This is a genomic window from Thalassospira sp. MCCC 1A02898 (assembly GCF_001618185.1).
In the GTDB taxonomy this organism is placed as follows: domain Bacteria; phylum Pseudomonadota; class Alphaproteobacteria; order Rhodospirillales; family Thalassospiraceae; genus Thalassospira; species Thalassospira tepidiphila.
The window spans coordinates 726,361-749,335 of the sequence record NZ_LPXK01000011.1 but is presented as its reverse complement, the minus strand read 5'-3'; the positions used below and the strand labels follow the sequence as shown (position 1 = coordinate 749,335).

Annotated in this window: 26 protein-coding genes and 1 pseudogene; 12 read left to right on the top strand and 15 right to left on the bottom strand. The window is 54.0% G+C overall.

Annotated features, from left to right (window positions below; all coding sequences use genetic code 11):
* Positions 1–329: 329 nt before the first annotated feature.
* On the bottom strand, positions 330–524 hold the full coding sequence (locus AUQ41_RS14410; protein WP_063088987.1) for a DUF1192 family protein: 195 nt from the start codon (positions 522–524) through the stop codon (positions 330–332).
* Positions 525–613: 89 nt separating this feature from the next.
* On the opposite strand from AUQ41_RS14410, the gene AUQ41_RS14405 reads away from it, so the two are divergent.
* The 3 genes from AUQ41_RS14405 (at position 614) to AUQ41_RS14395 (ending at position 3,578) form a co-directional block, all read left to right on the top strand.
* Positions 614–1,621: an NAD(P)H-quinone oxidoreductase gene (locus tag AUQ41_RS14405; protein WP_232308402.1), complete on the top strand. Its 1,008-nt coding sequence runs from the start codon at positions 614–616 to the stop codon at positions 1,619–1,621.
* A 300-nt stretch (positions 1,622–1,921) separates the two neighbouring features.
* On the top strand, positions 1,922–2,602 hold the full coding sequence (locus tag AUQ41_RS14400; RefSeq protein ID WP_008891656.1) for a DUF1013 domain-containing protein: 681 nt from the start codon (positions 1,922–1,924) through the stop codon (positions 2,600–2,602).
* Positions 2,603–2,768: 166 nt separating this feature from the next.
* Entirely contained in the window at positions 2,769–3,578 is an 810-nt protein-coding gene (locus AUQ41_RS14395; protein ID WP_063088986.1) for a DeoR/GlpR family DNA-binding transcription regulator, read from the top strand.
* A 5-nt stretch (positions 3,579–3,583) separates the two neighbouring features.
* On the opposite strand, the gene AUQ41_RS14390 is transcribed toward AUQ41_RS14395, so the two are convergent.
* Together AUQ41_RS14390 and AUQ41_RS21360 are read right to left on the bottom strand one after the other, a co-directional pair.
* Positions 3,584–4,234 (bottom strand): LysR family transcriptional regulator substrate-binding protein, encoded by a 651-nt coding sequence (locus AUQ41_RS14390; RefSeq protein ID WP_369813535.1) that lies wholly within the window; start codon positions 4,232–4,234, stop codon positions 3,584–3,586.
* A 72-nt stretch (positions 4,235–4,306) separates the two neighbouring features.
* A pseudogene (locus AUQ41_RS21360) lies at positions 4,307–4,486 on the bottom strand (LysR family transcriptional regulator); the annotation flags it as partial.
* 100 nt (positions 4,487–4,586) lie between these two features.
* Between AUQ41_RS21360 and AUQ41_RS14385 the strand changes: the two are divergent.
* Positions 4,587–5,159, top strand: coding sequence for a GNAT family N-acetyltransferase (locus tag AUQ41_RS14385; RefSeq protein WP_063088984.1), 573 nt, complete (start codon positions 4,587–4,589; stop codon positions 5,157–5,159).
* A gap of 96 nt (positions 5,160–5,255) precedes the next feature.
* Here the strand turns inward: AUQ41_RS14385 and AUQ41_RS14380 are convergent, their stop codons facing one another.
* Positions 5,256–7,151, bottom strand: a complete 1,896-nt coding sequence (locus AUQ41_RS14380; protein ID WP_063088983.1) for a propionyl-CoA synthetase — start codon at positions 7,149–7,151, stop codon at positions 5,256–5,258.
* A 395-nt stretch (positions 7,152–7,546) separates the two neighbouring features.
* Complete coding sequence (locus AUQ41_RS20570) at positions 7,547–7,711, bottom strand: YdcH family protein (protein ID WP_008891661.1); 165 nt, start codon at positions 7,709–7,711, stop codon at positions 7,547–7,549.
* Between the two features lie 115 nt (positions 7,712–7,826).
* On the opposite strand from AUQ41_RS20570, the gene AUQ41_RS14375 reads away from it, so the two are divergent.
* Positions 7,827–8,444, top strand: a complete 618-nt coding sequence (locus AUQ41_RS14375) for a UbiX family flavin prenyltransferase (RefSeq protein ID WP_063088982.1) — start codon at positions 7,827–7,829, stop codon at positions 8,442–8,444.
* A gap of 12 nt (positions 8,445–8,456) precedes the next feature.
* On the opposite strand, the gene AUQ41_RS14370 is transcribed toward AUQ41_RS14375, so the two are convergent.
* Complete coding sequence (locus tag AUQ41_RS14370) at positions 8,457–8,921, bottom strand: TIGR02444 family protein (RefSeq protein WP_063088981.1); 465 nt, start codon at positions 8,919–8,921, stop codon at positions 8,457–8,459.
* 28 nt (positions 8,922–8,949) lie between these two features.
* Positions 8,950–10,056 (bottom strand): ATP-dependent 6-phosphofructokinase, encoded by a 1,107-nt coding sequence (locus AUQ41_RS14365; protein ID WP_063088980.1) that lies wholly within the window; start codon positions 10,054–10,056, stop codon positions 8,950–8,952.
* A 120-nt stretch (positions 10,057–10,176) separates the two neighbouring features.
* Here AUQ41_RS14365 and AUQ41_RS14360 point away from each other — a divergent pair, with 120 nt between their 5' ends.
* Positions 10,177–10,383, top strand: a complete 207-nt coding sequence (locus AUQ41_RS14360; protein ID WP_008891665.1) for a YdcH family protein — start codon at positions 10,177–10,179, stop codon at positions 10,381–10,383.
* 48 nt (positions 10,384–10,431) lie between these two features.
* On the opposite strand, the gene AUQ41_RS14355 is transcribed toward AUQ41_RS14360, so the two are convergent.
* Positions 10,432–11,244 carry a diguanylate cyclase domain-containing protein gene (locus tag AUQ41_RS14355; protein ID WP_232308401.1) on the bottom strand — a complete coding sequence of 271 codons (813 nt, stop codon included), beginning with the start codon at positions 11,242–11,244 and terminating at the stop codon, positions 10,432–10,434.
* Between the two features lie 283 nt (positions 11,245–11,527).
* Between AUQ41_RS14355 and purE the strand changes: the two genes are divergently transcribed.
* The 3 genes from purE (at position 11,528) to AUQ41_RS14340 (ending at position 14,077) form a co-directional block, all read left to right on the top strand.
* A complete protein-coding gene (purE, locus tag AUQ41_RS14350; RefSeq protein WP_008891667.1) occupies positions 11,528–12,028 on the top strand; it encodes a 5-(carboxyamino)imidazole ribonucleotide mutase in 501 nt (166 codons plus the stop codon).
* Positions 12,029–12,131: 103 nt separating this feature from the next.
* On the top strand, positions 12,132–13,217 hold the full coding sequence (locus tag AUQ41_RS14345) for a 5-(carboxyamino)imidazole ribonucleotide synthase (protein WP_063089044.1): 1,086 nt from the start codon (positions 12,132–12,134) through the stop codon (positions 13,215–13,217).
* Between the two features lie 179 nt (positions 13,218–13,396).
* On the top strand, positions 13,397–14,077 hold the full coding sequence (locus AUQ41_RS14340; RefSeq protein ID WP_063088978.1) for a thermonuclease family protein: 681 nt from the start codon (positions 13,397–13,399) through the stop codon (positions 14,075–14,077).
* 113 nt (positions 14,078–14,190) lie between these two features.
* On the opposite strand, the gene AUQ41_RS14335 is transcribed toward AUQ41_RS14340, so the two are convergent.
* The 4 genes from AUQ41_RS14335 to AUQ41_RS14320 are packed head-to-tail and all read right to left on the bottom strand — an operon-like array spanning position 14,191 to position 17,165.
* On the bottom strand, positions 14,191–14,886 hold the full coding sequence (locus tag AUQ41_RS14335) for a COQ9 family protein (protein WP_063088977.1): 696 nt from the start codon (positions 14,884–14,886) through the stop codon (positions 14,191–14,193).
* Positions 14,887–15,471 (bottom strand): peptide deformylase, encoded by a 585-nt coding sequence (def, locus tag AUQ41_RS14330; RefSeq protein WP_063088976.1) that lies wholly within the window; start codon positions 15,469–15,471, stop codon positions 14,887–14,889.
* A gap of 52 nt (positions 15,472–15,523) precedes the next feature.
* Positions 15,524–16,756, bottom strand: coding sequence for an HlyD family secretion protein (locus AUQ41_RS14325; protein WP_063088975.1), 1,233 nt, complete (start codon positions 16,754–16,756; stop codon positions 15,524–15,526).
* Positions 16,749–17,165 carry a hypothetical protein gene (locus AUQ41_RS14320; protein ID WP_063088974.1) on the bottom strand — a complete coding sequence of 139 codons (417 nt, stop codon included), beginning with the start codon at positions 17,163–17,165 and terminating at the stop codon, positions 16,749–16,751. The genes AUQ41_RS14325 and AUQ41_RS14320 overlap by 8 nt, the downstream gene beginning before the upstream one ends.
* Before the next feature lie 361 nt (positions 17,166–17,526).
* Here AUQ41_RS14320 and rpsU point away from each other — a divergent pair, with 361 nt between their 5' ends.
* On the top strand, positions 17,527–17,730 hold the full coding sequence (gene rpsU / locus AUQ41_RS14310) for a 30S ribosomal protein S21 (RefSeq protein WP_008891676.1): 204 nt from the start codon (positions 17,527–17,529) through the stop codon (positions 17,728–17,730).
* A 164-nt stretch (positions 17,731–17,894) separates the two neighbouring features.
* Here rpsU and AUQ41_RS14305 read toward each other — a convergent pair whose 3' ends face one another.
* Both AUQ41_RS14305 and AUQ41_RS14300 read right to left on the bottom strand, forming a co-directional pair.
* Positions 17,895–18,659 (bottom strand): SDR family oxidoreductase, encoded by a 765-nt coding sequence (locus tag AUQ41_RS14305; RefSeq protein WP_143588778.1) that lies wholly within the window; start codon positions 18,657–18,659, stop codon positions 17,895–17,897.
* A 137-nt stretch (positions 18,660–18,796) separates the two neighbouring features.
* Complete coding sequence (locus AUQ41_RS14300; protein WP_063088971.1) at positions 18,797–19,384, bottom strand: hypothetical protein; 588 nt, start codon at positions 19,382–19,384, stop codon at positions 18,797–18,799.
* Positions 19,385–19,521: 137 nt separating this feature from the next.
* Between AUQ41_RS14300 and AUQ41_RS14295 the strand changes: the two genes are divergently transcribed.
* Positions 19,522–19,989 carry a hypothetical protein gene (locus AUQ41_RS14295; protein WP_063088970.1) on the top strand — a complete coding sequence of 156 codons (468 nt, stop codon included), beginning with the start codon at positions 19,522–19,524 and terminating at the stop codon, positions 19,987–19,989.
* Complete coding sequence (locus AUQ41_RS14290; protein ID WP_063088969.1) at positions 19,986–21,092, top strand: serine/threonine-protein kinase; 1,107 nt, start codon at positions 19,986–19,988, stop codon at positions 21,090–21,092. The genes AUQ41_RS14295 and AUQ41_RS14290 overlap by 4 nt, the downstream gene beginning before the upstream one ends.
* Before the next feature lie 476 nt (positions 21,093–21,568).
* Here the strand turns inward: AUQ41_RS14290 and AUQ41_RS14285 are convergent, their stop codons facing one another.
* Positions 21,569–22,966, bottom strand: coding sequence for an NAD(P)(+) transhydrogenase (Re/Si-specific) subunit beta (locus AUQ41_RS14285; RefSeq protein ID WP_063088968.1), 1,398 nt, complete (start codon positions 22,964–22,966; stop codon positions 21,569–21,571).
* Positions 22,967–22,975: the final 9 nt, after the last annotated feature.

Here is a 22,975-nt window from a genome sequence, read left to right as displayed (position 1 = left end):
GTCAAGGCTATTCATGGCACAAATGTGACAATACGTATTAACCCGTACCTTTTTGCAGAATAATACGCACACACAGATGCGCACTGCCTTAATTGGCAGGCTACTAAGTCGCTAAAAATCAATCACAAAGAAAAAGAACCGCCCCAAAAAAGGGCGGCTCAGTTTAACAGGGAGGCATCGAAACATCACGTTCGACAAGAGAGCCATCAGATGACCCTCTATTCCACATATAAGACGGCAAGTTTAATTTTCAATTAACCGCAGGTTTAAAAAAACCATCCTCACGTCTAGTAATCGAACATGCCGCGCCGAAGCATCCAGATTAGGTTTCAGCTCTTGAACAATGCTTCTGCACCTTCGGTCACACCTTTGCGGTGTTCGAGCGTCTCATCCACATGTTTAATTTCACGCTCCAGCGCGGCGCGATAGTCTTTGAGACTGGTGATCGACATTCCTTCAAGATTGCGCGGCAAGCCAAATTCACCCGATTTGAGAACAGCAAACTCTTCTTCGTCCACAATCATCCTCCATTATTCCCTGTCAGGTCAGGGGCATTGAATTTCCTTCATGTCCTAGATAGGTATAAAACGCTATTTTCGCCAACGAGGTCCCGATGTCCAATCCAGAATTTCCCGAAAAGATGAAAGCCGTCGAGATCACGAAAGACACCGACACCCCTGCCCTTGTGCTGGGTGATGTCGCGGTGCCGAACCATGGCCCGGATGATGTCTTGGTGCGGGTTGCGGCAAGTGGGGTGAATAGACCGGACCTGATGCAAGTTGCCGGCATGTACCCGCCCCCGCCCGGTGCATCGGAAATCCCGGGGCTTGAACTGTCGGGCGAAATTGTTGCCGTTGGATCAAACGTCACCGACTGGAAATGCGGGGATAAGGTTTGCGCACTGGTTACCGGCGGCGGCTATGCCCAATATGCTGCAGTGCCAGCGGCGCAATGCCTGCCGGTACCCAAAGGCATGTCCATGACAGCCGCCGCCGGGGTACCCGAAACCTTTTTCACGGTCTGGCACAACGTCTTTGACAAAGCTGATCTGAAGGCGGGCGAGACATTTCTGGTGCATGGTGGCACATCGGGGATTGGGACCACCGCCATCCAGCTTGCCAAGGCATTTGGTGCCAAAGTCATTGCCACCGCCGGATCAGACGAAAAATGTCAGGCCTGCCGTGACCTTGGCGCGGATGTCGCGATCAACTACAAGACCCAGGACTTTGTCGAAGAGGTCAAAGCCGCAACCGATGGCAAAGGCGCAGATGTTATTCTGGATATGGTCGCAGGCGACTATGTCAGCCGGAATTTCAAGGCAGCTGCCTTTGAAGCGCGCATTCTGATCATCGCCTTTTTGCGCGGACCCAAGGCGGAAACCAACTTTACCCCGCTGTTGCTCAAACGTCTGACGCTGATGGGATCAACCCTGCGTGCGCAGCCGGTTGCCAACAAAGGTGCAATTGCTACTTCGTTGCGCGAAAAAGTCTGGCCGCTTCTGGAATCCGGTCAAGCTGCGCCCGTAATTTACAAGACCTTCCCTCTTGAACAGGCATCGGAGGCACATGCCACATTGAAGGGTGGCGCACACATCGGAAAAGTGATACTGGAAGTCGACTGATCGCGTATGGACGAAGGTCTGATAAGTTTTATCTGACCGATCCAAGGCAACATTGCTATGCTTGCGGTCCTGAAAGAAATATTCTTTTCAGAACACCGCAACAGATTGTTGCATTTACCCGCACATTGATCGAAAAGAACGCAATGGCGGATCCGATGATGCGCAGCAACCCCCGCGGTTGACCTTGCTGCATTGCCGGACCACCTAAAGAGATTATATTCTGGGGCAGACATTCCCGCGCTTTTTGGGCCTTATACCCATCGCCGGTCTCCAGAGAGAAAGAAGGAAACAGGAGGAAATATGGCACAGCCCCTCATGCCCAAAGCAACCGCCGTATGGCTTATCGACAATACCGGCTTGTCGTTCCGGCAGATTGCTGCCTTTACCGAACTCCATGAGCTTGAAATTCAGGCCATCGCAGACGGTGACGTCGGCCAGGGTATCGTTGGCCTCGATCCGGTTGCCAATGGTCAGCTGACCAAAGAAGAAATCGCGCGTTGCGAAAAAGACCCGCGCGAATTCCTGAAAATGGCGAAATCCGACCTGCCGCGCCCGCGCGCGCAGTCGAAGGGTGCACGCTATACCCCGGTTTCCAAACGTCAGGATCGCCCGAATGCGATTGCATGGCTTCTCAAACACCATCCGGAACTTTCCGATGCGCAGGTTTGCAAGCTGATCGGCACCACCAAGGACACCATTGGCAAGATCCGTGATCGTTCGCACTGGAACTCGGCCAACCTGACGCCGCGCAACCCGGTCACCATGGGCCTTTGCACCGAGCTTGACCTTGAAAAACAGGTCGTGATTGCCCGTTCGAAGAACCCGGAAAAGATCGCCAAGGATGTCGAGCCGGATCCGCTGCCCGAAGAACTGCAGATCAATCCGGAACCGGATTATCCCGGCAAGAAAAAGGACGAGAAGAAAGACGAGCCGAAAACTTCCGATTACATGGAAGCGGCCGAAAACCTCTTCAAATCCTGATCGAATTTCAAAGGCCGCCCACCGGGCGGCCTTTTTCGTTGGGGTTTAAGCCCTGCTTGCGTAAGGTTTGTTTCACAGTAATGCAGCGAAACGGTAACGCAACCGACATGGTGGCGACATACCATTCGGCTGCTTTTCAAATGAACAACACCAAAGACACGTTTCCATGCAAAAACGCCCAACCGAACGCCAGGCAGGCATTGTCGAACTTGTCCGTGCTGATGGCTTTCGCACCATCGAACAACTTGCAGAACGCTTTGAAGTCACCCCGCAAACCATTCGGCGCGACGTGAATGCGCTGTGCGATGAGGGCTTGCTCCGCCGTCGCCACGGCGGTGTTGAACCCGCCCTTGAGCATGAAAACATCGCCTATCGGGCGCGCAAGGTCCTGAATGTCAATGACAAGCGCAAGATCGCGGCCCTGGTGGCGCGCGAAATTCCCAACGGGGCGTCGCTGTTCTTTTCGATTGGCACCACCCCGGAACTTGTCGCCAATGCGTTGTTGCAACATCGCGACCTTCGGATTTTCACCAATAACCTCAATGTCGCCTATGTCGCTGCCACCAATGACAGCTTTGAGGTGACCCTGATTGGCGGCCGCCTGCGCAATCGTGACCGGGATGTCCTTGGTCCTGAGGTCGAGGCGTTCTTTAACAGCTACAAGGTTGATTACGGCATCTTTGGCGTTGGCGGGATTGATCCGGATGGCAGCCTGCTTGATTTCGATGAACAGGAAGTCCGCGCCCGATCTGCCATCCTGAAAAATGCCCGGAAATCCTATCTGGTTGCCGATCACACAAAGTTTGGACGCAACGCCGTTGTCCGCGGCGGTTCCATCCGCGATGTCAGCGCGTTCTTCACCGATTGCCCGCCGCCGGATCATATCGCCGAAATGATCACGACGGCTGGTGTGGCGCTTCACGCGCCGGAGCCGGATGCGGATTTTCCAACCTTCTTCATTTCTGAGGAAGACTGACCGGTTTACCGATCAGTTTTGCGCCTGTCAGCGGCTGCTTTCAGGCTATTGCAGACGGCCTGTAGTCCCGGTGTGAGAGTCTTGTCGCGACGCATGATGAGAGCAAGTTCGCGCACGAGTGGCGGTGACAACGGGCGGGTCTTGATGGGAAACTGGGTTCGATCTGGTCTTGCACCCATTTCAGGCAGGATCGTCGCACCGATGCCTGCCCCGACAAGTTCCCTGATCGCCTCCACACTGCCAAGCTCCATCACCGAACGACCATTAACCCCGGATTTGCGCAACCAATCATCGACCAATGTGCGCGTCAATCCACCGCGTTCATAAAGCACCAATGGCATCGCTTCCAGATCGACAGGGCGAATAACATCCCCGACATCGGCATCTGCGTGAAAGATTGCGACAAACGGATCGGTCATGATCGGCGTTACCGAAAGGCTCCGCCCACTGCATGGCATGGTCACAAGGCCGATATCGAGCTTGTTATCCTCAATCGCACGAACGATATCGCCAGCATTGCCAGTACGAACCATGATTTCGAGTTTTGGGAAGCTGCGTTGAAGCCTTTCCAGAATTGCCGGCAGGAAATAGATACAGGCTGTTGCCCCGGTTCCGATCCGCACGCGACCGGCTGCACCACTTGAAAATCCTGCCACGGCATCCTCGGCCGCGCGCACAGATGCATCAATGTCGCTGATATGGGCCAAAAGGGCCAAGCCCGCCGGTGTGGCTTCGGCACGTTTGCCAACGCGTTCAATCAATTTGACACCCATGCGGGTTTCAAGCTGCCGCACCTGTTGGCTGATGGCAGGCTGACTGAGATTAAGCTTATCGGCTGCGGCCGAAAAACTTCCCAGTGCGACAACATCGGCAAAGGCATGAAGCTGATCAAGGTTAAGTGCACGCATACCAAATTTTTCCTTATGCTGTGCATAATTTATCAAAGCTAAACTTATGCTGCATTTAGGCGTAATGTCAGCTCAAACATCATCATGCCGGATAAAAAACATGCCTTCGAACGCCGCGACTAAAGACGTTGCCCCAGCCCTGTCACCAAACATCACCATCCGCGACGCCGGACTTGAAGACATCCCGGCCATCACGGCAATTTATCGCCACCATGTTCTGCATGGCACGGCATCGTTTGAGGAAACGGCACCTGACGACGCCGAAATTTCCAATCGGTTCGCCGCCATTCGCGATAAAGGCCTGCCCTATCTTGTTGCGGTCCGCAGCAATACTATTGTGGGTTATTGTTACGCTGGCACCTATCGACCGCGCACGGCCTATCGCCATTCGGTCGAAAATTCGATCTATGTGGCCCATGACTGCGTCGGAAAAGGGGTTGGCAGCCTTCTGATGGCGGCTCTGATTAAACGGTGTGAAGAGGGCCCGTGGCGCCAAATGGTTGCCGTGATCGGGGATAGTGCGAACAAGGCATCGATCAGCCTGCATCAACGCCACGGCTTTGAAATGGTCGGTACGTTTAAAAAGGTCGGCTACAAGTTTGACCGCTGGCTTGATTCGGTCCTGATGCAACGGCCGCTTGGCGACGATAGCCCGATCATTCCCAAAACTTGATCCTAAAAAAGCACCCGCTTTTGAAAGCAAAAGCGGGTGCAAGGATGCTCCGTTAAGTTGGGAGCGGGAGTTTGCATCTGTGATGGACGGGTCTATCTATTTTGCATAACCGATTTCTTTGAGGACCTCGGCGATTTCGGGAAGGATTGCCGGATCATCAATTGTTGCCGGGGTGTTATAGCTTTCACCATCGGCGATAGAACGCATGGTCTTGCGCAGGATCTTGCCCGATCGGGTCTTGGGCAGGCGTTCGACCACAGTCGCCTTCTTGAATGCCGCCACCGGGCCAATCTGATCGCGGACCATGGCAACGACCTCGGCCAAGATCGCGTCATGCGGGCGGGTGACCCCGGACTTCAACACGATAAAGCCCAGCGGCAATTGCCCCTTAAGATCATCATGCACACCAATGACCGCGCATTCGGCAACATCGGGATGGCTTGAAAGGACTTCTTCCATCCCCCCGGTCGACAGGCGATGCCCGGCAACGTTGATGATGTCGTCAGTGCGCGACATGACGTAGATGTAGCCATCTTCGTCAATAAAGCCGGCATCCCCCGTGGCATAAAAGCCCGGGAATTCTTCAAGATAGGATGACTTGAACCGGTCATCATTCTGCCAAAGGGTCGGAAGCGTCCCCGGTGGCAGCGGCAATTTGGCGGCAAGCGCGCCGATCTGACCGCGTTCAAGCGGCTTTCCGGCCTCGTCCAGAACCTGCACATCCCAACCACAAGCCGCCACCGTTGGCGAGCCATACTTGATCGGAAGCAATTCAATACCGCGCGGATTGGCACAGATCGACCAGCCGGTTTCAGTCTGCCACCAGTGGTCAATCACCGGCACGCCAAGGCTGTTTTCCGCCCATTGCAGGGTATCGGGATCAGAACGTTCACCCGCCAGATACAGCGCCTTTAGGCTGCCAAGGTCGTAATTGGCCATATGGGCAGCCTTGGGATCATCGCGTTTGATCGCACGGAACGCAGTTGGTGCGGTAAACAGCACCTTGACCTTGTGCTGGGAAATGACCCGCCAGAACGCACCGGCATCCGGCGTTCCGACCGGTTTGCCTTCATACATGACCGTCGTGCACCCGGCCAGAAGCGGCGCGTAAACGATATAGGAATGGCCAACCACCCAGCCAACGTCGGACGCCGCCCAGTAAACGTCACCGGCATCAACATCATAGATGTTCTTCATCGACCAGTTGAGGGCCACCATATGCCCGCCATTGTCTCGGACAACGCCCTTGGGCTGACCGGTCGTGCCGGACGTGTAAAGGATATAAAGCGGATCGGTGGCATCAACCGGGACACAGTCAGACGGTGCGGCCTTGGCACATTCGACTTCCCAGTCGTAATCACGGCCATCCATCAGCAAAGCATCGCTTTGCGGCCGCTGGAACAGAATGACGCTTTCGGGTTTGTGATCCGCCATGGCGATGGCTTTATCGAGCAGCGGTTTGTATTCAATGACGCGCGATCCTTCGATGCCGCAGCTTGCGGTCAGGATCAGTTTTGGTTTGGCGTCATTGATACGGGTCGCCAGTTCGTTGGATGCAAAACCGCCAAAGACAACAGAATGGATCGCGCCGATCCGCGCACAGGCCAGCATCGCCATCGCCGCCTGGGGGATCATCGGCATATAGATGATCACCCGATCGCCCTTGGTCACCCCGCGCGCATGCAGTGCCCCGGCAAGGCGGGCGACGTCGTCGCGCAGATGAGAATAGGTAAATGTCTGAACCGTGTTAGTGACCGGGCTGTCATAAATCAGGGCCGCCTGATCACCCCGGCCATTTTCAATGTGACGATCCAGTGCGTTATAGCAGGTATTGACCTTGCCACCGACAAACCAGCGGTAAAACGGCGCGTTACTGTCATCAAGAACGCGATCCCATTTCTTGTACCAGGAAATGTTTTCAGCAGCTTCTGCCCAAAAGCCTTCCTTGTCGGCGATCGAACGTTCGTAGATTTCCTGATAGCGACCGGTCATTGGTGAAATACCCTCCCGCGGCGTTTGGTCTGGCGTCGAATTCGGACGCATGCGGAGCCATAAGCTCGTAAATCGGCATCATAATACCGATTTAATTCGCACATACCCCTTAGACATTGGTAGCGCCCTGTAATCCTTGGTTTCTGCGGATTACAATTACTCAAAACAGACACGCGATTGATCCCCTCAGTCAGGGGTTTCGTATCTGTTTGCAGCGATATGATGAATGTGGGAAGTTGCCCGTGATTTTGAAGTGCAGACATAAAGTTGCCGCCTCAAGCGTGGGCGTTAAGATGAGGCGGCAAAAGCAAGAGTTAGGAAATCTTTGAGGTCGTCAAACCGTTCGCATGGGGGATCGCGTGTTCTTGATCACGCGTTTGGCCATGCCACAACGGCTAATGGGTTATTCGGTTTATCTCGTCCTTGATTTCAAGCTTGCGGCGTTTAATGTCTGCAACAACGGAATCGTTGGGCGCCGGGCGGCGCGTCTCGAGGTGGAGTTCCTGCTCTAGTGCAGCATGTTTGGCAGTTAGAGCTTCGATATGGCTTTGAACGCTCATTCGCCTACTCCTTATATCTGACATTGCCCACAACAAGATGGTATTAATTTCGTAACATGATTTCCAGTGTTTCGATCAGAAACGTGAACAAGAACACAGCCCGGCAAGGATTGGCATGACGCAAAAAGATCGACTTATCATTGGCATAACCGGCGCATCGGGTGTGATTTACGGCATACGTTTTTTACAGTTGCTGAAAAATACGCCAATCGAGACTCATCTGGTTCTTTCCAAAGCAGCCGAGCGCACCATCGCCTATGAGACCGATTTTAAAATTCGCGAAATCAAGGAGATGGCTGACGTTGTCCATGACAATGCCGACATCGGTGCATCGATTGCATCCGGTTCTTTTCGCGCCCGCGGTATGATCATTGCCCCCTGTTCGATGAAGTCTCTGGCCGAGGTCGCAAGCGGAGTCGCAGATAATCTGATCGCGCGTGCCGCCGATGTGATCCTTAAAGAGCGTAAGCGTCTTGTCCTGATGGCGCGCGAAACACCGCTTCATGCCGGCCATATCCGCAACATGGCGCTGGCAACGGAAAACGGCGCGATCATTGCCCCGCCGGTCCCGGCATTCTATGCCCGGCCGCAATCCCTTGATGAAATGGTGACACAAAGCTGCGGACGCATTCTTGATCTGTTTGAGATTGATCTGCCCGAAACCGCCCGCTGGGGCGATACCGAGGCCGCCAACCCAATCCCGGTCACCGGCAAACCGAAAACACGCGCATAGAATAACCGGGCGTTAGGCGATCCCCATCATCCGGGTCAGGTCGCCAAGCGCCTTGTCACAGGCCTGCTGATCCAACGCAAACCGGTTGGGGGACAAATAGGCGTGGGCGGCGGCTATCCGATCATCACTCGGCACGGTTTCCACCGCGTCGCACAGAATGTGCTGCTCAATCCGTTCGGCCTGCAATTCGTCTGATTTGACCTTCTGGCGCAGTTCCTGTGCACTGATGCGCGGATCATCGCGCAGGTGTCGCCGTGTCTGGCGCAGTGGCTTGATCACGTTTTCGCGCCAGTCGCGTACAGATGCCTCAAGTGCTGAAATGCTTAGTGGTGCCAATCCCTTCTGGCCCAGAAAGAACATGAAAAGCAGCATGTTCACATCAAGGTCACAGCGTTCCTGAAGATCAAGGCACAGCTTGGCGACGCCATCGCGACCGTACATCGCGACCGTAAAGGCCCAGACTTCTTCCTGATCCATTCCCAACCTGCTGTGTTTTTATTGGATATCAAACGGTTTTGGCCGTTCTGGCGACTTTCGGCGGATGCCCCATATAGGCACCGAGCCCCTTGGCGGTCGAGACCATCGTGCCTTGGGTATCCACAAGCCGCGGGCCGACAATAACATCTTCCATCGCAACATCGACGACTTTGCGTTGCTGCCAAGCGCAGACACGATCAAATTTCTTTTCTGCGATCAAATCCACCGCATGCACCCCAAAGGCCGATGCAATCACACGGTCACGCGGCGATGGTGTGCCACCGCGCTGAACATGCCCCAACACGGTCACTCGGGTTTCGCAGCCGGTTCGCGCGCCAAGCTCATCGGCGAGCCAATGGCCGATGCCGCCATAACGGACTTTCTGGCCGTCATCGCCAAGGGTTACCGCCGATCCATCATCACGTTTGACCGCCTCGGCAACGATCACCAGCGCATGGTTGCGGCCGCTTTTGCGGATATTGAGGCAATGCTGGCTAAGCTCATCAAGATCATAATCCATTTCCGGGATCAGGATGACATCCGCCCCGCCCGCAACCCCGGCAAACAGGGCGATATGCCCGGCATCTCGGCCCATGACCTCAAGGATCATGATCCGTTCATGGGATGCCGCGGTTGGCTGCAAACGATCAAGGGCGTCTGTTGCGACATTCACCGCCGTGGTAAAGCCAATGGAATATTCCGTCTGGGCAAGGTCGTTATCAACCGTCTTGGGAATACCTACCAGATTGATCCCGCCCATCTTGGCCAAACGATGCAGGATCGCCATGCTGCCATCGCCACCAATGCCAATCAGCGCATCAAGGCCAAGCTTGTGATAGCCTTCAATAACTTCGCTCGATCGGTCGGCGAAGCTGCCATCAGGCATCGGATAATGGAACGGATCGCCCTTGTTCACAGTGCCAAGGATCGTACCGCCAAGGCGCAGCAACCCGTCACTATTGACCTGATCATTAAGGTCAATGGCCTGGGGCGGGTCCTGCATCAGGCCATGGGTTCCCTGACGAATACCGACAACATCCCAGCCATAGCCAAGAACCGCACGGCGGACCACTGCAAGAATAACCGCGTTCAATCCGGCACAATCACCGCCACTGGTCAAAACTCCGATGCGCATTTGTTTCCTTCCCGATCGTGGCAAATTTGTTTTACAGGGTGGTACAAATCATATGGGTTGCCAACATGATATCTGGTATTATCACTGTCCCCTCGCATTGGTTATTAAGCTGGATCAAAAATGGACGAAATCAATCAGATCGAGATTGAAAAGAGACTTCTTTCGCTCCGCGAGGAACACCGTGATCTGGACGTCGCCATCGAACAAATGGTTCAGGCCCCCCATCATGATCAACTGCGTCTTGGCCGCATGAAAAAGCGCAAATTAGCCCTAAAGGACGAAATCCTTTATATCGAGTCGCAGCTGGTCCCAGACATTATCGCCTGATTTGCGATTGGCCACGTCAAAATCTGCCTGATGTAAAATGGGAAGTAATCAGATGCCCTGCGGAATGCGATCCAGCCGGGCCAGATACATTTCCTTGTGCGCACGCAATGCCGCATCTGTCGCCTTCAGGGCCGAGGCCGGCGTATCGCCGCTTTGGGCGTGATAAAGGCCGAATACCGGCACAACCGGGATCGGTTTGCCCTTGTGAGTATAGGGATGTTGATCAAGCCATCTTGTGATGGCGTCAACGCGTTGCCAGACATCTTCCTCGTCAACATTGTACATCAGGGCCGCAAAGTCATTGCAGCCAAGATATCCCAGATGATGCGGCGCCATGATGAAGTCGGCCATGATGCGTCGGACATAGTTAAACAGGCCGTCTTTGCAGTCCTGCCCGTGAAGTTGCAGGATATCGTCAAGATTGGCCAATTCGCACATCAACACCATGCGGCTTGTCCGATCCGCACCAACCAGTGACATTTCGTTTTCAAGGATCTGCATGAAGGCCGGTCGGCTGATTGCGCCGGTAAAGGGATCGCGGCCCTCATTGCGGGCCAAATGAGCCTGGCGTTGCTTCAGTTCATTGAGATTTTCGGTCAGACCATTGATGCGCACCATCAGGCGACCAATTGCCTGTTCTACCGCAGGTGTAACCTGCTGATCCGGAATACCCAGAACGTTGGCGATATCGGGGGTGTGATAGGGTGTCTTGTCGACCGGATCGGGTATGTCGTCGGTGTCGATATCAACCTGATGGTCCTGATTTGGCGCACGTCGACGGCCCGCATCCTTGCCATATGCAAGAATCCCGTAAGGGCTTGATGGATATCGTCCATCCCCGCCCCCCATAGAGGGTGTCATTGATCCTGGTCTTGTGACTTTCATGTCTGACCTTCGCGTGCTACCTGCACAGTTATATAAGGCAATGGTAAATAATAGATCAAAAACGCAATTAATTCACCAAGATTTTCAATTCTGAGTGACATTGGTCGCGATTTGCCATTACTTCATGAATTTCTTAATAAGGTCAACATCATATACAAGGCTTTTCCCGATAAGACAATCCCGCAAGCAAGCTTGCATGATAGAACTTGCTGCATATAATGCGGGCCTTCATGAAACCGCCCGAAACGGAGCCGCCACTATGAGCGATCAAACCCCGGTCATCGGCATTATCATGGGAAGCCAGTCAGACTGGGAAACCATGAAAAATGCGGCAGATGTCCTTGATGCGTTGAACGTCGCGTACGAGACCAAGATCGTCTCCGCCCATCGCACGCCTGATCGCCTGTATGACTACGCCAAAACGGCAAAGTCGCGCGGCCTTAAGGTCATTATCGCCGGTGCTGGCGGGGCGGCCCACCTTCCGGGCATGGCAGCGGCCATGACCCCGCTTCCGGTTTTGGGTGTTCCGGTTCAAAGCCGCACGCTTAAGGGCCTTGATAGCCTGCTTTCCATCGTTCAGATGCCGGGCGGCGTTCCGGTTGGAACCCTTGCCATTGGTTCTGCCGGTGCCAAGAATGCTGGCCTGATGGCGGCCGAAATCATGGCGCTTATGGATGATGGCCTTGCAGCCCGCCTTGATGACTGGCGCGCAGCCCAGACCGCATCGGTCGCAGACGAGCCGGTCGACCCGGCACCCTGATATCCTGATCTGAAAAAGGCGCCCCCGACGGGGCGCGTTTTTGTTTGATTGCACCAGATTTGACGATTGCCCGACAGGTGGGCGAGTTTTGATCGAGGAATACATGACGGATTTCGACACGCGCATCATCGCCCCGGGCAGCACCATCGGCATTATGGGCAACGGCCAGCTTGGCCGCATGGCTGCTTTCTGTGCGGCGGAGCTTGGCTATAAGGTCCATGTGTTTGGCCCGGGTGCCGATAGCCCGACCGAACAGGTCTGCGCCAAGGCGACCGTTGCCGATTACAGCGACCTTGATGCGCTCCGCGCCTTTGCCGCGGACGTCGATGTCGTGACGTTTGAATTTGAAAACGTCCCACATGACAGTGTCAAACTGCTGGCCGATCTTGTGCCGGTCCGTCCGGGCTGGAAATGCCTGCATATTTCGCAAAACCGCCTGCGCGAAAAGACCTTCTGCAATGATCATGGTATTGGCACCGCACCGTTTGAGGCGGTTCGATCCCTCGCCGATCTTGAAGCCGCCGTTGCCAAGCTTGGCCGTCCATCGGTTCTGAAAACCACCGAACTTGGCTATGACGGCAAGGGACAGGTCAAGATTGCCGCTGATACCGACCTTGCCGAAGCCTGGTCTGAAATGGGCGGGGCCGAGGCCATCCTTGAAGGCTTCATCTCGTTCGAGCGCGAGATTTCCGTGATTGTTGCCCGTGGCGTAAAAGGCGACACCGCCTGTTTCTGCCCGGTTGAGAACGTGCATACCAATCACATCCTTGATGTCACCGTTGCCCCGGCTGAAATCGCAGACGATCTTTCGAAAAAGGCCGAAGACATCGCAATCAAGCTGGTCAGTGCGATGGAATTTGTCGGGCTTCTGGCGGTTGAAATGTTTGTCACCTCTGATGGCGACATTCTGGTCAATGAAGTTGCACCGCGCCCGCACAATTCAGGTCACTGGACGATTGATGCCTGCATTACCAGTCAGTTCGAACAGTTCATCCGGGCTGTTTGCGGCCTGCCGCTGGGCGATCCGGCCCATCATTCCAAGGCCCGCATGAAGAACCTTTTGGGTGATGACATCAATGACTGGCAGGCAATTTTGACCGAGCCAAATGCCAAACTGCACCTTTACGGCAAGACCGAAGCAAAGCCCGGCCGCAAGATGGGCCATGTGACCTGGGTTCTGCCGAAATAAGGCAAACTTGACCACCGACCAAAACAACAAAAAGCCCCGGATACCACACGTGTCCGGGGCTTTTTCGTATATGATTCATAACGTTACACAAAACATCACTCGACTGGCATTTTATGCCCAGTCGATTGGCATCCGGTTTGCTGTTGAAGGCGCAGGAAACTCTTTACGGATGACATGTGATGAAAAAACTTCTGATCATTCTTTCACTGACCCTTGGCCTGATCGCTGTCGAAAGCCGCACGAACCAAGCCACGGCCACACCGGGGGCCGCGGGCTTCCCGGATGTGATCGAAGGCGACAAGCTGCGCTTTGGCAATCTGATTGTCGAACTGTTTGGCATTCGCGCGCCAAAACCCGGCATGATCTGCCGGGCCGGATCGGTCGAATTCCAGTGTGGTGCGGCGGCTGCCCAGGCACTTGATCGGATCATTGAAAACTATGCGATCAAATGTCAGCAGGTCTCGGACGTTCAACTGTTCCCGATGCTGACCGAATGCCAGATGGGTCAGGTCGATCTGAACCGTCTGATCCTGCGCGCCGGTTGGGCAATGGTCGATATGGTCAGCTGCGACACCCATCCGAGCTGCAGCACCTATTTGCGCGATCAGCAGTTCGCCAAGGACAACAAAAAGGGCATCTGGATGGGCACCCCGCCCTCCGAACTGGTCGCGCTTGCAGCCAAGCCGGCAAAATATGACCTTCAGGAAACCGATGACACCAACGCTCTTAAAACCCTGATTGAGGATGAGCTTGAACCACAGCGCCCGGAAAATCCGATCGAGATTGATCTGGCGTCTGAAATGGAAGAAGCCAACAAACCTGACATGACGCTTCTAAGCTTCCTGACCAATACGTTCTGATCAGGCCGCATCACAGCACCCGCAAAAGTTTCCTTCCCTCAAAACTCAAAACGCCACCGGCACAATGCACGGTGGCGTTTTTGTTTTCATCGGGTTTTTTGACGGCCTTTGTATCAGCCACCAAACTGGCGGCGCATCCGGCCCGGTGTTGGCATGCAGCGCGCAATCTTTGCCCCCATCTTGAAGGGTGCTGCGGCAAACTTGCCGGCCTTGCCAATCTTGGCGGTAATTTTCGGGATCTGCATGACATTGCCAATCCGGCGATCCAGAAATGCCCAGCTATCGGCATGGCCTTCGGACGTGTCATCCAGCCAATAGGCAAGCGTTGATCCATAAACACCAGCCAGCAACATGCGCTTGGTGTACCAGTTATGATCGGTCGAGGTGTCACCAGCTGCAACCCACATCGCATCCACCGTACCATGGGTCAGTTTCAGACCAAGGGCGGCATTTTGCGGCAGGGTCATGAAGGCAAGGGCGGCCCGAACAGTGTCCTTTTGCCCCTCGACCAGCTCAAGGCGGGTCTTGACTGCGGTCGCGATGCGGTCACGAATTTTCAGGTTCTCAAGGCCCTTTTCATCAAGGGCGGCGATCATCTTGCGGTCTGTCATCTCGACATACGTAACGATGGCCTGACGAATGCCATTGGGAAGCAAACGGTCTACCTCGCCCGGTGCAAGGTCAAGGTCTTCTGCCCCGGCATGAAGTGCCTGTTTGGTCCAGCCATCGAACGGCACATGTTCAAGGGCTGCCTCGACCAGTGCTTCGCGCTGGGCTTGCAGACGGGTCATGCTTTCAGTAACAGACATTCAGGCCTCCTCGTCATCAGATCCGGCGTCGGTCGCAACCGACTGCCTAAAGGTAGTCTCGGGCGGGTTTTCGCGCAATTCCTCGTTAAAACCAAGCAACGACATATCTTCCATACGTTCGGGATACATCACCCCGATCAAATGATCATATTCGTGCTGAACCACGCGGGCATGGAAACCACCGGCGGTGGTTTCCACAGCTTCGCCCTTCTCATTTAACCCGCGGTAACGGATTTTGTTCCATCGCGGCACCACACCCTGAAGGCCCGGGATCGACAAACATCCTTCCCAGCCATCAACGATTTCATCGCCAATCGGCTCGATTTCCGGGTTGATCAGAACACTTAAGGGCACCTCGCCATCGTCGGGATCGTCGCTTTTGCGAAGGGCTGGCACGTAATAGACCATGATCGCCACGGACTGAAACACCTGCGGTGCCGCAAGGCCAACGCCCCCGGCATCCTTCATGGTGTCCTTCATATCAGCAATCAGGCGCTGAATTTCGGGATCAAGCGGGTCTTCGACACGGTCTGCAACGCGGCGCAGAACCGGGTGGCCCATCCGGGCAATTTTAAGGATCGACATGGCCCTATATCCAACCAAAAACGACCGGCTGTAAAGTCCTAATGCCCTGCCCCTAGTGTCCCGCAAAGACCAGAGTCTGGATCGGCCAGATCAATGCCTGCACGCGCAACAGGATGGCATGCACGGCACCCACTGTTTGCACCATATGCAAAAACAGCCACCGCCCCGTTCCGATATCAGGATCTTCAAGCTGATCATGGGTGTTGGTATAGGCATTGGCGACACATTTACTGCCAAGCGGCACATCACGGATCGTTTCCGGATAAAGCGGCACCATCTTGGCAAGGAAGGTGCCCGGCCTTGCGCGATCAGTGATATCAAGCAACTGGTCCGTTGGCCGGAATTGGCCGGCGGCAATCACCGGCTGCACGTCGGTTACCACCATCGGGATGATTTCAAACGGCAATGAGGCACAGGTGACCTCGGTAATCACACCGGGCTTGACCACCTGTGTTGCGATTTGTGCAAAGCCCGCCTGATAGATCGTCTCGCCATCCTTTTCCGGGATCAGGATTCCCGCCGGACGCAGGACCGGACTGACATAATCACCAACTTGCAGGGCAAATTGCTGGATCTTTCCGGCCACACCGGCACGTACCACGGTTTTGGAAAGCTCCGCCTCTGCCGACCTTAGTGCCGCTTGTGCATTTGCAAGCTGTGCCGGAAGCAGGCTTTGAAGCTTGGTTTCAATCACCGTCATGCTGGCAAGCGCGGCGTTCAGCCCGCCTTGCCGGGTTGTCAGGGAAACTTCCAGGCGTTCGACCTCACGCCGTGATACCGCGTTGTTCCCGCGCGACAAAAGATCGGCTTTGACTTCAAGCTCGTCGCGCACCTGATTATAGGCACCGCGGGCCTGTTCAACATTGCCCTCGGCGACGGCAAGGTCGGCACGGGTGACATCCATCTGGGCGCGGATTTCGGCAATGCGCTGCTCGGCCATGGCGACGGCTTCGCGTTCGACCCGGTTATCAATGCGAAACAGCGGATCACCGCCCGCGACGACCTGATCATTATCGACATAAATCTCGACCACGCGCCCGCCCTTTTCCGGCAGGATCGTCACGGTTCTGAAAAATGACGACACATTCATGGTCGATGGATGGAAATAGAAAATCGTCGCAATAAGCGTGATCGTCAGGATCGCACAGCCAACAATGCCATAGCGCAGCTCATACCAAACGGAAAACAGGGTGATTTCCTTGCCGATCCGTTTGCCCTGCTTGTAACGGCGAAACAGGTAATCGGGCAGGATGGTGAACAGCGAACACAAAAGAAGCTCAAACATCTTTGGCATTCTCCTGCGTCGTTACTGGCTCTGACGCAACGGGCGAGTCGTCGACAACAGCCCCCCTGTTGCGCGCCATTGCCTTTACAGACTGCGCAATCGACTGCAGCGGGCTATAGAAATCCGGCACCTGCACCACCGCAATCACAAGGGCAGCCAACCAGAACAGGTTGTTATGGGTAAACAATGCCAGAAGGGTCAGGATACTGATCAGCTGAATTTGCGTATGGTTGGCGTGATGGGCCATGCGTTCGGGCAGTGCATGCAGGCTAAGATAAAGCGCCCCTGCACCGAACACCGCCAGCACCACGAACCAGACAACAATGGTGAATAAAACATCTGTTTCACCGGGGGCAGTGACAAAAAACGGCGCATGTGCAATCGCCGTTTCGCGCAAACCACCTACCATTTCCCATCCTCCGAGCTGTTTGCATATCCCGCCCGGAAACCCGGGGAAACCAGATCATCTACCCGATCAGGGTCAGGCAATAGATGTTGTTATCTCAAAGCATTATAGCAACCCTTGATGTATTTTTACCATGCGGTTATCGCCGCATGGTTTCACGACAGCCAAACCGGAAAACCCGGTAATTGCCCAAAGGGTTCGCCAAAACGCGCCCAATAAACGCCCAAGGCGAATATCCCCTTCCCTCTTTTCTTTTTGCCCGATTTGCACTATATACAGCCCACGGTCAGTTTGACCGTAAATCCAACCGGGGGGCATTCCGCACTCCGGGTGTTTTTGTTTTTTTGAAAGGAGCGTGGTTTCCGTGCAGGTAATCGTTCGCGACAACAATGTCGATCAGGCTCTGAAAGCGCTTAAGAAAAAGATGCAGCGCGAGGGCATTTTCCGTGAGATGAAACTCCGTCGCCACTTTGAAAAGCCGTCGGAGAAGAAAGCTCGCGAAGGGGCGGAAGCAATCCGTCGTGCCCGCAAGCTGGAGCGTAAGCGCATCGAGCGCGAAGGCTTCTAGTCTTTTTCACTTTCGGGGTATCTCGAACGTGACTGTACGATCGAATTTAGTTCGCTAAATTCGGACCCGTGCGCCAAGCCCGCCTCGGAGCAATCCGGGCGGGTTTGGTTTTTCTGGGCCATGGCCGCAATCATGACCACAGTCATGGCCTGATCAAGAATTGATCAAGCGGCCTTGCAGATCGAGTTGCCACCATCGGCCATCATGGCCGAGCCGGTAACAAAGCTTGAATGATCAGATGCCAGAAACAATGCCGCCTTGGCAATTTCGTCTGGCGCGGCGATCCGGCCGAGCGCATGGAACTTTTCCACCATTGCCCGTGCTTCCGGATCATTGGCAAAGCTTGCCGCCATCGGGGTATCAGTCCCACCCGGCAACAAGGCATTTACCCGCACATTGGCGCTGCCATATTCCACGGCCAGACATTGCGCCATCCCGATCAGGCCCATTTTACTTGCCGCATAGGCCGTCATACCCGGCAGGCCAATGGTATGTCCAACAAAGGTAGAAGTAAAAATAACCGATCCGCCGCCGCGTTTGGCAATTGCGGGCATCTGGTATTTCGCCCCGAACATGGCAGATGTCAGGTTGGTTCGAATGGTTTTCTCCCACTCCCCAACATCAATATCACTCAGCGCACCGGGTGATCCGAGGGTTCCGGCATTGTTGAACCCCACATCAAGCCCACCATATTCATCAATCGCTGCATCAACCAATGCCTTGGCAAACGCCTCGTCGCAGACATCCCCGGCAAGGGCAAATGCCTTGCCGCCTGCCCCATTGATTTCCGTCACAACCTGATCAAGTCGGTCTTCCGAGCGTGCCGCGAGCACAAGCTTTGCCCCTTCCCGGGCAAACAGTTTGGCCGATGCAGCGCCGATCCCGGAACTTGCACCGGTGATGATAACAACCTTGTCTTCAAGCAACATGATCTATCCAATCCATCTGGCACCGGTTCAGTTGACTGAGCGGTGCGGTTAACGATGGCAAAAGGATATGGGGCAGAGCCCAGTGTTGCTCGCCGGTTTCGGACCTCACGTTCGTGTCGCGCAGAAACCCGGATGTATCAGTTTCCCGATACCCACGCCCGGATGTCATCCATCATCGTCGGCTCATAGCCAATCGGGTCTGGCATCGGCTCAGACCGGACAATGATGCCCGACTGGGTACGATAAACGGTATAAAAGGTATCTTGGCTGATATCGGTAAAGGTCGAACTGCCATATTCGGCATCGACCAGAAAATTCCATTCCGCCAGATAGTTCATCAGATCAAGCGCATCGCCCTGCCCCAGATCATAGGCCATCTTTGGCTTGGTGTTTTCATCATTGATATCGCGGTAACGGCCTTCAAAGCGCACCAGCTTATAGCGCGCATCCATGCCCATCACATTGGCCCAGGGTTTCAGCTTGATGAACTCGGCATCAATCCGCCACTGATCACCATAAATCTCAAAGATGCCGACATCCCCACCTTCGCCCGCCGCCAGATGCGCCTCGAACAAATCCTCCTCAAGCGGTTCGAAATACATTTTGGCAATCGGCTCCTCGGCCGTCAGCCGGACATAGGTCAGGATCGTCAGCCCCATGGACGCGACCAACGCCACGGACAGCACGACCACCAAAAACAGAGAAACCCTTACCAACCGAAACATGCGACCTTCCGAACCAAGATTGACGGCAACATCCAGTACAATCCGCTAGGAACAACTAAGAATAACGTAACCTTTCACTTTTTCTATTATTCTAATACAATCGAATAGGGATTAATTTTCGAAGGTTCAAGTTGCTGATGAATTGGGTTGGTATCGTCGTCTCCGGCGACAAAGTTATTCTTGTTCACGCAGATGTTGGCGGCAAAGAAGGGCCAATTTCCATTGTGGCCGATCAAATTTTTAAATTGCAAACTGGACCAAGACCCCCCGCCTATCCAATCGTATTTCAGCAGATATGTAAGTACCTTAGCGATAATAAAATCGAAAAGGTAGTTATCAAAGCTTCTGCAACCAGCAAGAGTACTACAGTCGCCCATCTACATGCGGCCGAACTGCGAGGTATCGTTATAAACGCCGCCGCGATCAGTTGTGGCGACGTTGTTCTTCGCGCGAAAGGAGTAATAAGTAAAACATTCGGAGATAGAAAAGCCGATGAATACATAAAAGATCATGACTTCTGGGATGACAAATTGATCGGAAAAAATCTGCGCGTAGGAAGTCGAGAAGCAGCGTTGTTGCTCTTAGCTGAAAGAGACAAGCTATGAACTTCAAATCAAATTTGGTTTTAGGTGACTACCTTGGCTCGGGGCACTTCGGCGCAGTATACAAATGCCAAGATGAATTGCATGGCGAAGTAGCTGCAAAGATAATGAGTCAAAAGAGGGACGAAACAGAAGAGGAATGGGAGCTTCGAAAGAAGGCACTGCTATCGGAAGCCCAAAACCTCAAAAAAGCAACCGACCACAACGTCGTACCCGTCCACTACATAGTATATAAGGATAAACAAGAGGTCACAGTTGATGGAGAACAACTAGATCAGGTTTCAACAGAAACACCAGACGGTAACAGCCTAGCAGATAGCGTGTTATTCGTCATGAAACTCTGCGAAGGCGGCTCTCTGCAGGAAGTGTACGAGTTCGGCCCCAGCAACATTGAATTCACTAGAAAGGTCGCTACCGAAATAACACTTGGCCTTCAAGCGCTGCATGCAAGAGGCATGATTCACCGAGATATCAAACCAGGGAACATCCTTATTGATGATGATGGTTCAGCTAAACTTGCTGACTTTGGGCTCGTCACCGATGAATTGATATACGGCTATGCTGACAGGGCAGGATACTGGGATCATTTGGCTTATGAACTCTTCAAGGGTTCTGGAACCAGTGTAAAAACAGACATTTGGGCACTCGGAATGACTCTCTACCGACTGCTGCATGGTGAGAAGTGGTACACCGCCTTACCACGTCCTGCCGTTTCAGTACCAAAAGGGGGGTTTTCAAACACTCTCACTTGGTTACCCCACGTCCCACAAAGATGGCGTCGAGTAATTAAAAAGATGCTCAATGACGATCCTGACTCTAGGTACCAATCCACACATCAAGTACTTCACGCTTTTGCAGATCTCCCAACCAGCCCATGCTTCAACTGCACAGTTGAAGACAATTTTATATCTTGGGAACGAAAAGCAAATTCACGGATAATCGAAGTCACATGGGAGCAAATAAGCTCTCGAAAACACCATTGGACTGCCGTTTCGAAGCCAGCAAACGGCCAAGGGCGACTACGCACTCTCGGAGGGTCTGAGGGAGTTGTTTGTAAAACTCAAGCTCTTTCAGGGCTACAGGAGTTCTTTAGAGCCCAGAAATAGGTTCAACGCAAGAGTCTAGAATCCACCAGATACTTCCCGACTACATCGAATTCCTGAATTGGCCTCAACGAAAGCTTTTCAGAGGCCCTCTTCCTTCGTAATTGAGAACATTTCGGGCAGTACGATTGGGTACCGACAACGCCGGTCTTTGGCTGCCAACGCAAGCCACAATACCTGCATTTGCAGGAGAGTATATGTTTTGAGAACATCCCAATCTCCTCCTGTTCCTAAGGAGAACATACCTGGAACAAATGGTGACTTCAACTGTTTTCCATTTATGCGTGAGTTACGCACAAATCTTCCAACCAAAACTTACCCTAAATAGCATTTGCGATCCGACACCCGCCCAAACGAGACACATTATTATAAGTTATTCAATTTTCATTCTCTCTATGAGATCGAATAGGACAGGAATCCAGAACAAAAAGGCGGCCCCATCGGAGCCGCCTTTTGTCTTTTCAAACCGGATGGTTTGATCAGTTGTCGAGATGCATGACGATTTCTTCGCACATCTTTTTGGCATCACCGAACAGCATCATGGTGTTGTCCTTGAAGAACAGCTCGTTCTGGATGCCAGCGTAACCGGCTGACATGCCGCGTTTGACGAACAGGACCGTTTTGGCCTTTTCGACTTCAAGGATCGGCATGCCGAAGATCGGGCTGGCCGGGTCGGTTTTGGCTGCCGGGTTGGTGATATCGTTTGCACCAATCACGAAGGCAACGTCAGCCGATCCGAAATCACGGTTGATTTCTTCCATTTCCAGCACGTCGTCATAGGGCACGCTGGCCTCGGCCAGAAGCACGTTCATGTGACCCGGCATACGTCCGGCCACCGGATGGATGGCATAACGGACTTTGACACCCTCGGCTTTAAGGATATCAGCCATTTCACGCAGCGCATGCTGTGCCTGTGCGACGGCCATGCCATAGCCCGGCACGATAATGACGCTCGATGCATTCTTCATGATGAAGGATGCATCATCGGCCGATCCGGATTTGACCGACCGATCACCATCACCGCCAGCACCGGCGGCTGCTTCGCCCTCTGCGCCAAAGCCACCAAAGATGACATTGAAGATCGAGCGGTTCATGCCCTTGCACATGATGTAGGACAGGATCGCACCCGACGCACCGACAAGCGCCCCGGTAATGATCAGCGCACTGTTCTGAAGCGTAAAGCCGATGCCACATGCCGCCCAACCCGAATACGAGTTCAGCATGGAAACAACGACCGGCATGTCTGCGCCGCCAATCGGAATGATCAGCGTAACACCCAGAACTAGGGCCAGTGCCACAAGGATCCAGAATGCCGTATGGCTTTCAGTCACCACCAGAATGACGCCAAAGACAACAATGGCAATCCCGATGGCAAGGTTAAGCATATGCTGCCCCTTGAACCGGACAGGCGTGCCTGAAACGATGCCCTGCAACTTACCAAACGCAATCAAGGAGCCGGTAAAGGTAATCGCACCAATCGCAACACCAAGCCCCATTTCAATCAGGCTGGCCGCACCGATATTGCCCGCCGTTCCGATGCCATAGGCACCCGGCGAATAAAGGGCGGCACCGGCGACAAACACCGCCGCCAGACCGACCAGCGAGTGGAAGGCCGCAACAAGCTGTGGCAGGGCGGTCATCTGGATCTTGAGCGCGATGACGGTACCGATAGCACCACCGATCAGAATACCGACGATGATGGTTGTGTATGACAGCACGGCCGGGCTTGCCAGCGTGGTAAAGATGGCGATCGCCATACCCACCATGCCAAGGATGTTCCCGGTTCGGGCCGATTCAGGTGACGAAAGTCCGCGCAACGAAAGAATGAAGCAGACCGAGGCCACCAGATACAGGAAAGCCGATAGGTTTTCCGACATTGTGTGTTC

Coding starts and splice junctions, on each gene's coding strand:
- AUQ41_RS14410 (WP_063088987.1), bottom strand. CDS start 524: ATGATTGTGGACGAAGAAGAGTTTGCTGTTCTCAAATCGGGTGAATTT.
- AUQ41_RS14405 (WP_232308402.1), top strand. CDS start 614: ATGTCCAATCCAGAATTTCCCGAAAAGATGAAAGCCGTCGAGATCACG.
- AUQ41_RS14400 (WP_008891656.1), top strand. CDS start 1,922: ATGGCACAGCCCCTCATGCCCAAAGCAACCGCCGTATGGCTTATCGAC.
- AUQ41_RS14395 (WP_063088986.1), top strand. CDS start 2,769: ATGCAAAAACGCCCAACCGAACGCCAGGCAGGCATTGTCGAACTTGTC.
- AUQ41_RS14385 (WP_063088984.1), top strand. CDS start 4,587: ATGCCTTCGAACGCCGCGACTAAAGACGTTGCCCCAGCCCTGTCACCA.
- AUQ41_RS14380 (WP_063088983.1), bottom strand. CDS start 7,151: ATGACCGGTCGCTATCAGGAAATCTACGAACGTTCGATCGCCGACAAG.
- AUQ41_RS20570 (WP_008891661.1), bottom strand. CDS start 7,711: ATGAGCGTTCAAAGCCATATCGAAGCTCTAACTGCCAAACATGCTGCA.
- AUQ41_RS14375 (WP_063088982.1), top strand. CDS start 7,827: ATGACGCAAAAAGATCGACTTATCATTGGCATAACCGGCGCATCGGGT.
- AUQ41_RS14370 (WP_063088981.1), bottom strand. CDS start 8,921: ATGGATCAGGAAGAAGTCTGGGCCTTTACGGTCGCGATGTACGGTCGC.
- AUQ41_RS14365 (WP_063088980.1), bottom strand. CDS start 10,056: ATGCGCATCGGAGTTTTGACCAGTGGCGGTGATTGTGCCGGATTGAAC.
- AUQ41_RS14360 (WP_008891665.1), top strand. CDS start 10,177: ATGGACGAAATCAATCAGATCGAGATTGAAAAGAGACTTCTTTCGCTC.
- AUQ41_RS14355 (WP_232308401.1), bottom strand. CDS start 11,244: ATGACACCCTCTATGGGGGGCGGGGATGGACGATATCCATCAAGCCCT.
- purE (WP_008891667.1), top strand. CDS start 11,528: ATGAGCGATCAAACCCCGGTCATCGGCATTATCATGGGAAGCCAGTCA.
- AUQ41_RS14345 (WP_063089044.1), top strand. CDS start 12,132: ATGACGGATTTCGACACGCGCATCATCGCCCCGGGCAGCACCATCGGC.
- AUQ41_RS14340 (WP_063088978.1), top strand. CDS start 13,397: ATGAAAAAACTTCTGATCATTCTTTCACTGACCCTTGGCCTGATCGCT.
- AUQ41_RS14335 (WP_063088977.1), bottom strand. CDS start 14,886: ATGTCTGTTACTGAAAGCATGACCCGTCTGCAAGCCCAGCGCGAAGCA.
- def (WP_063088976.1), bottom strand. CDS start 15,471: ATGTCGATCCTTAAAATTGCCCGGATGGGCCACCCGGTTCTGCGCCGC.
- AUQ41_RS14325 (WP_063088975.1), bottom strand. CDS start 16,756: ATGTTTGAGCTTCTTTTGTGTTCGCTGTTCACCATCCTGCCCGATTAC.
- AUQ41_RS14320 (WP_063088974.1), bottom strand. CDS start 17,165: ATGGTAGGTGGTTTGCGCGAAACGGCGATTGCACATGCGCCGTTTTTT.
- AUQ41_RS14305 (WP_143588778.1), bottom strand. CDS start 18,659: ATGTTGCTTGAAGACAAGGTTGTTATCATCACCGGTGCAAGTTCCGGG.
- AUQ41_RS14300 (WP_063088971.1), bottom strand. CDS start 19,384: ATGTTTCGGTTGGTAAGGGTTTCTCTGTTTTTGGTGGTCGTGCTGTCC.
- AUQ41_RS14295 (WP_063088970.1), top strand. CDS start 19,522: ATGAATTGGGTTGGTATCGTCGTCTCCGGCGACAAAGTTATTCTTGTT.
- AUQ41_RS14290 (WP_063088969.1), top strand. CDS start 19,986: ATGAACTTCAAATCAAATTTGGTTTTAGGTGACTACCTTGGCTCGGGG.
- AUQ41_RS14285 (WP_063088968.1), bottom strand. CDS start 22,966: ATGTCGGAAAACCTATCGGCTTTCCTGTATCTGGTGGCCTCGGTCTGC.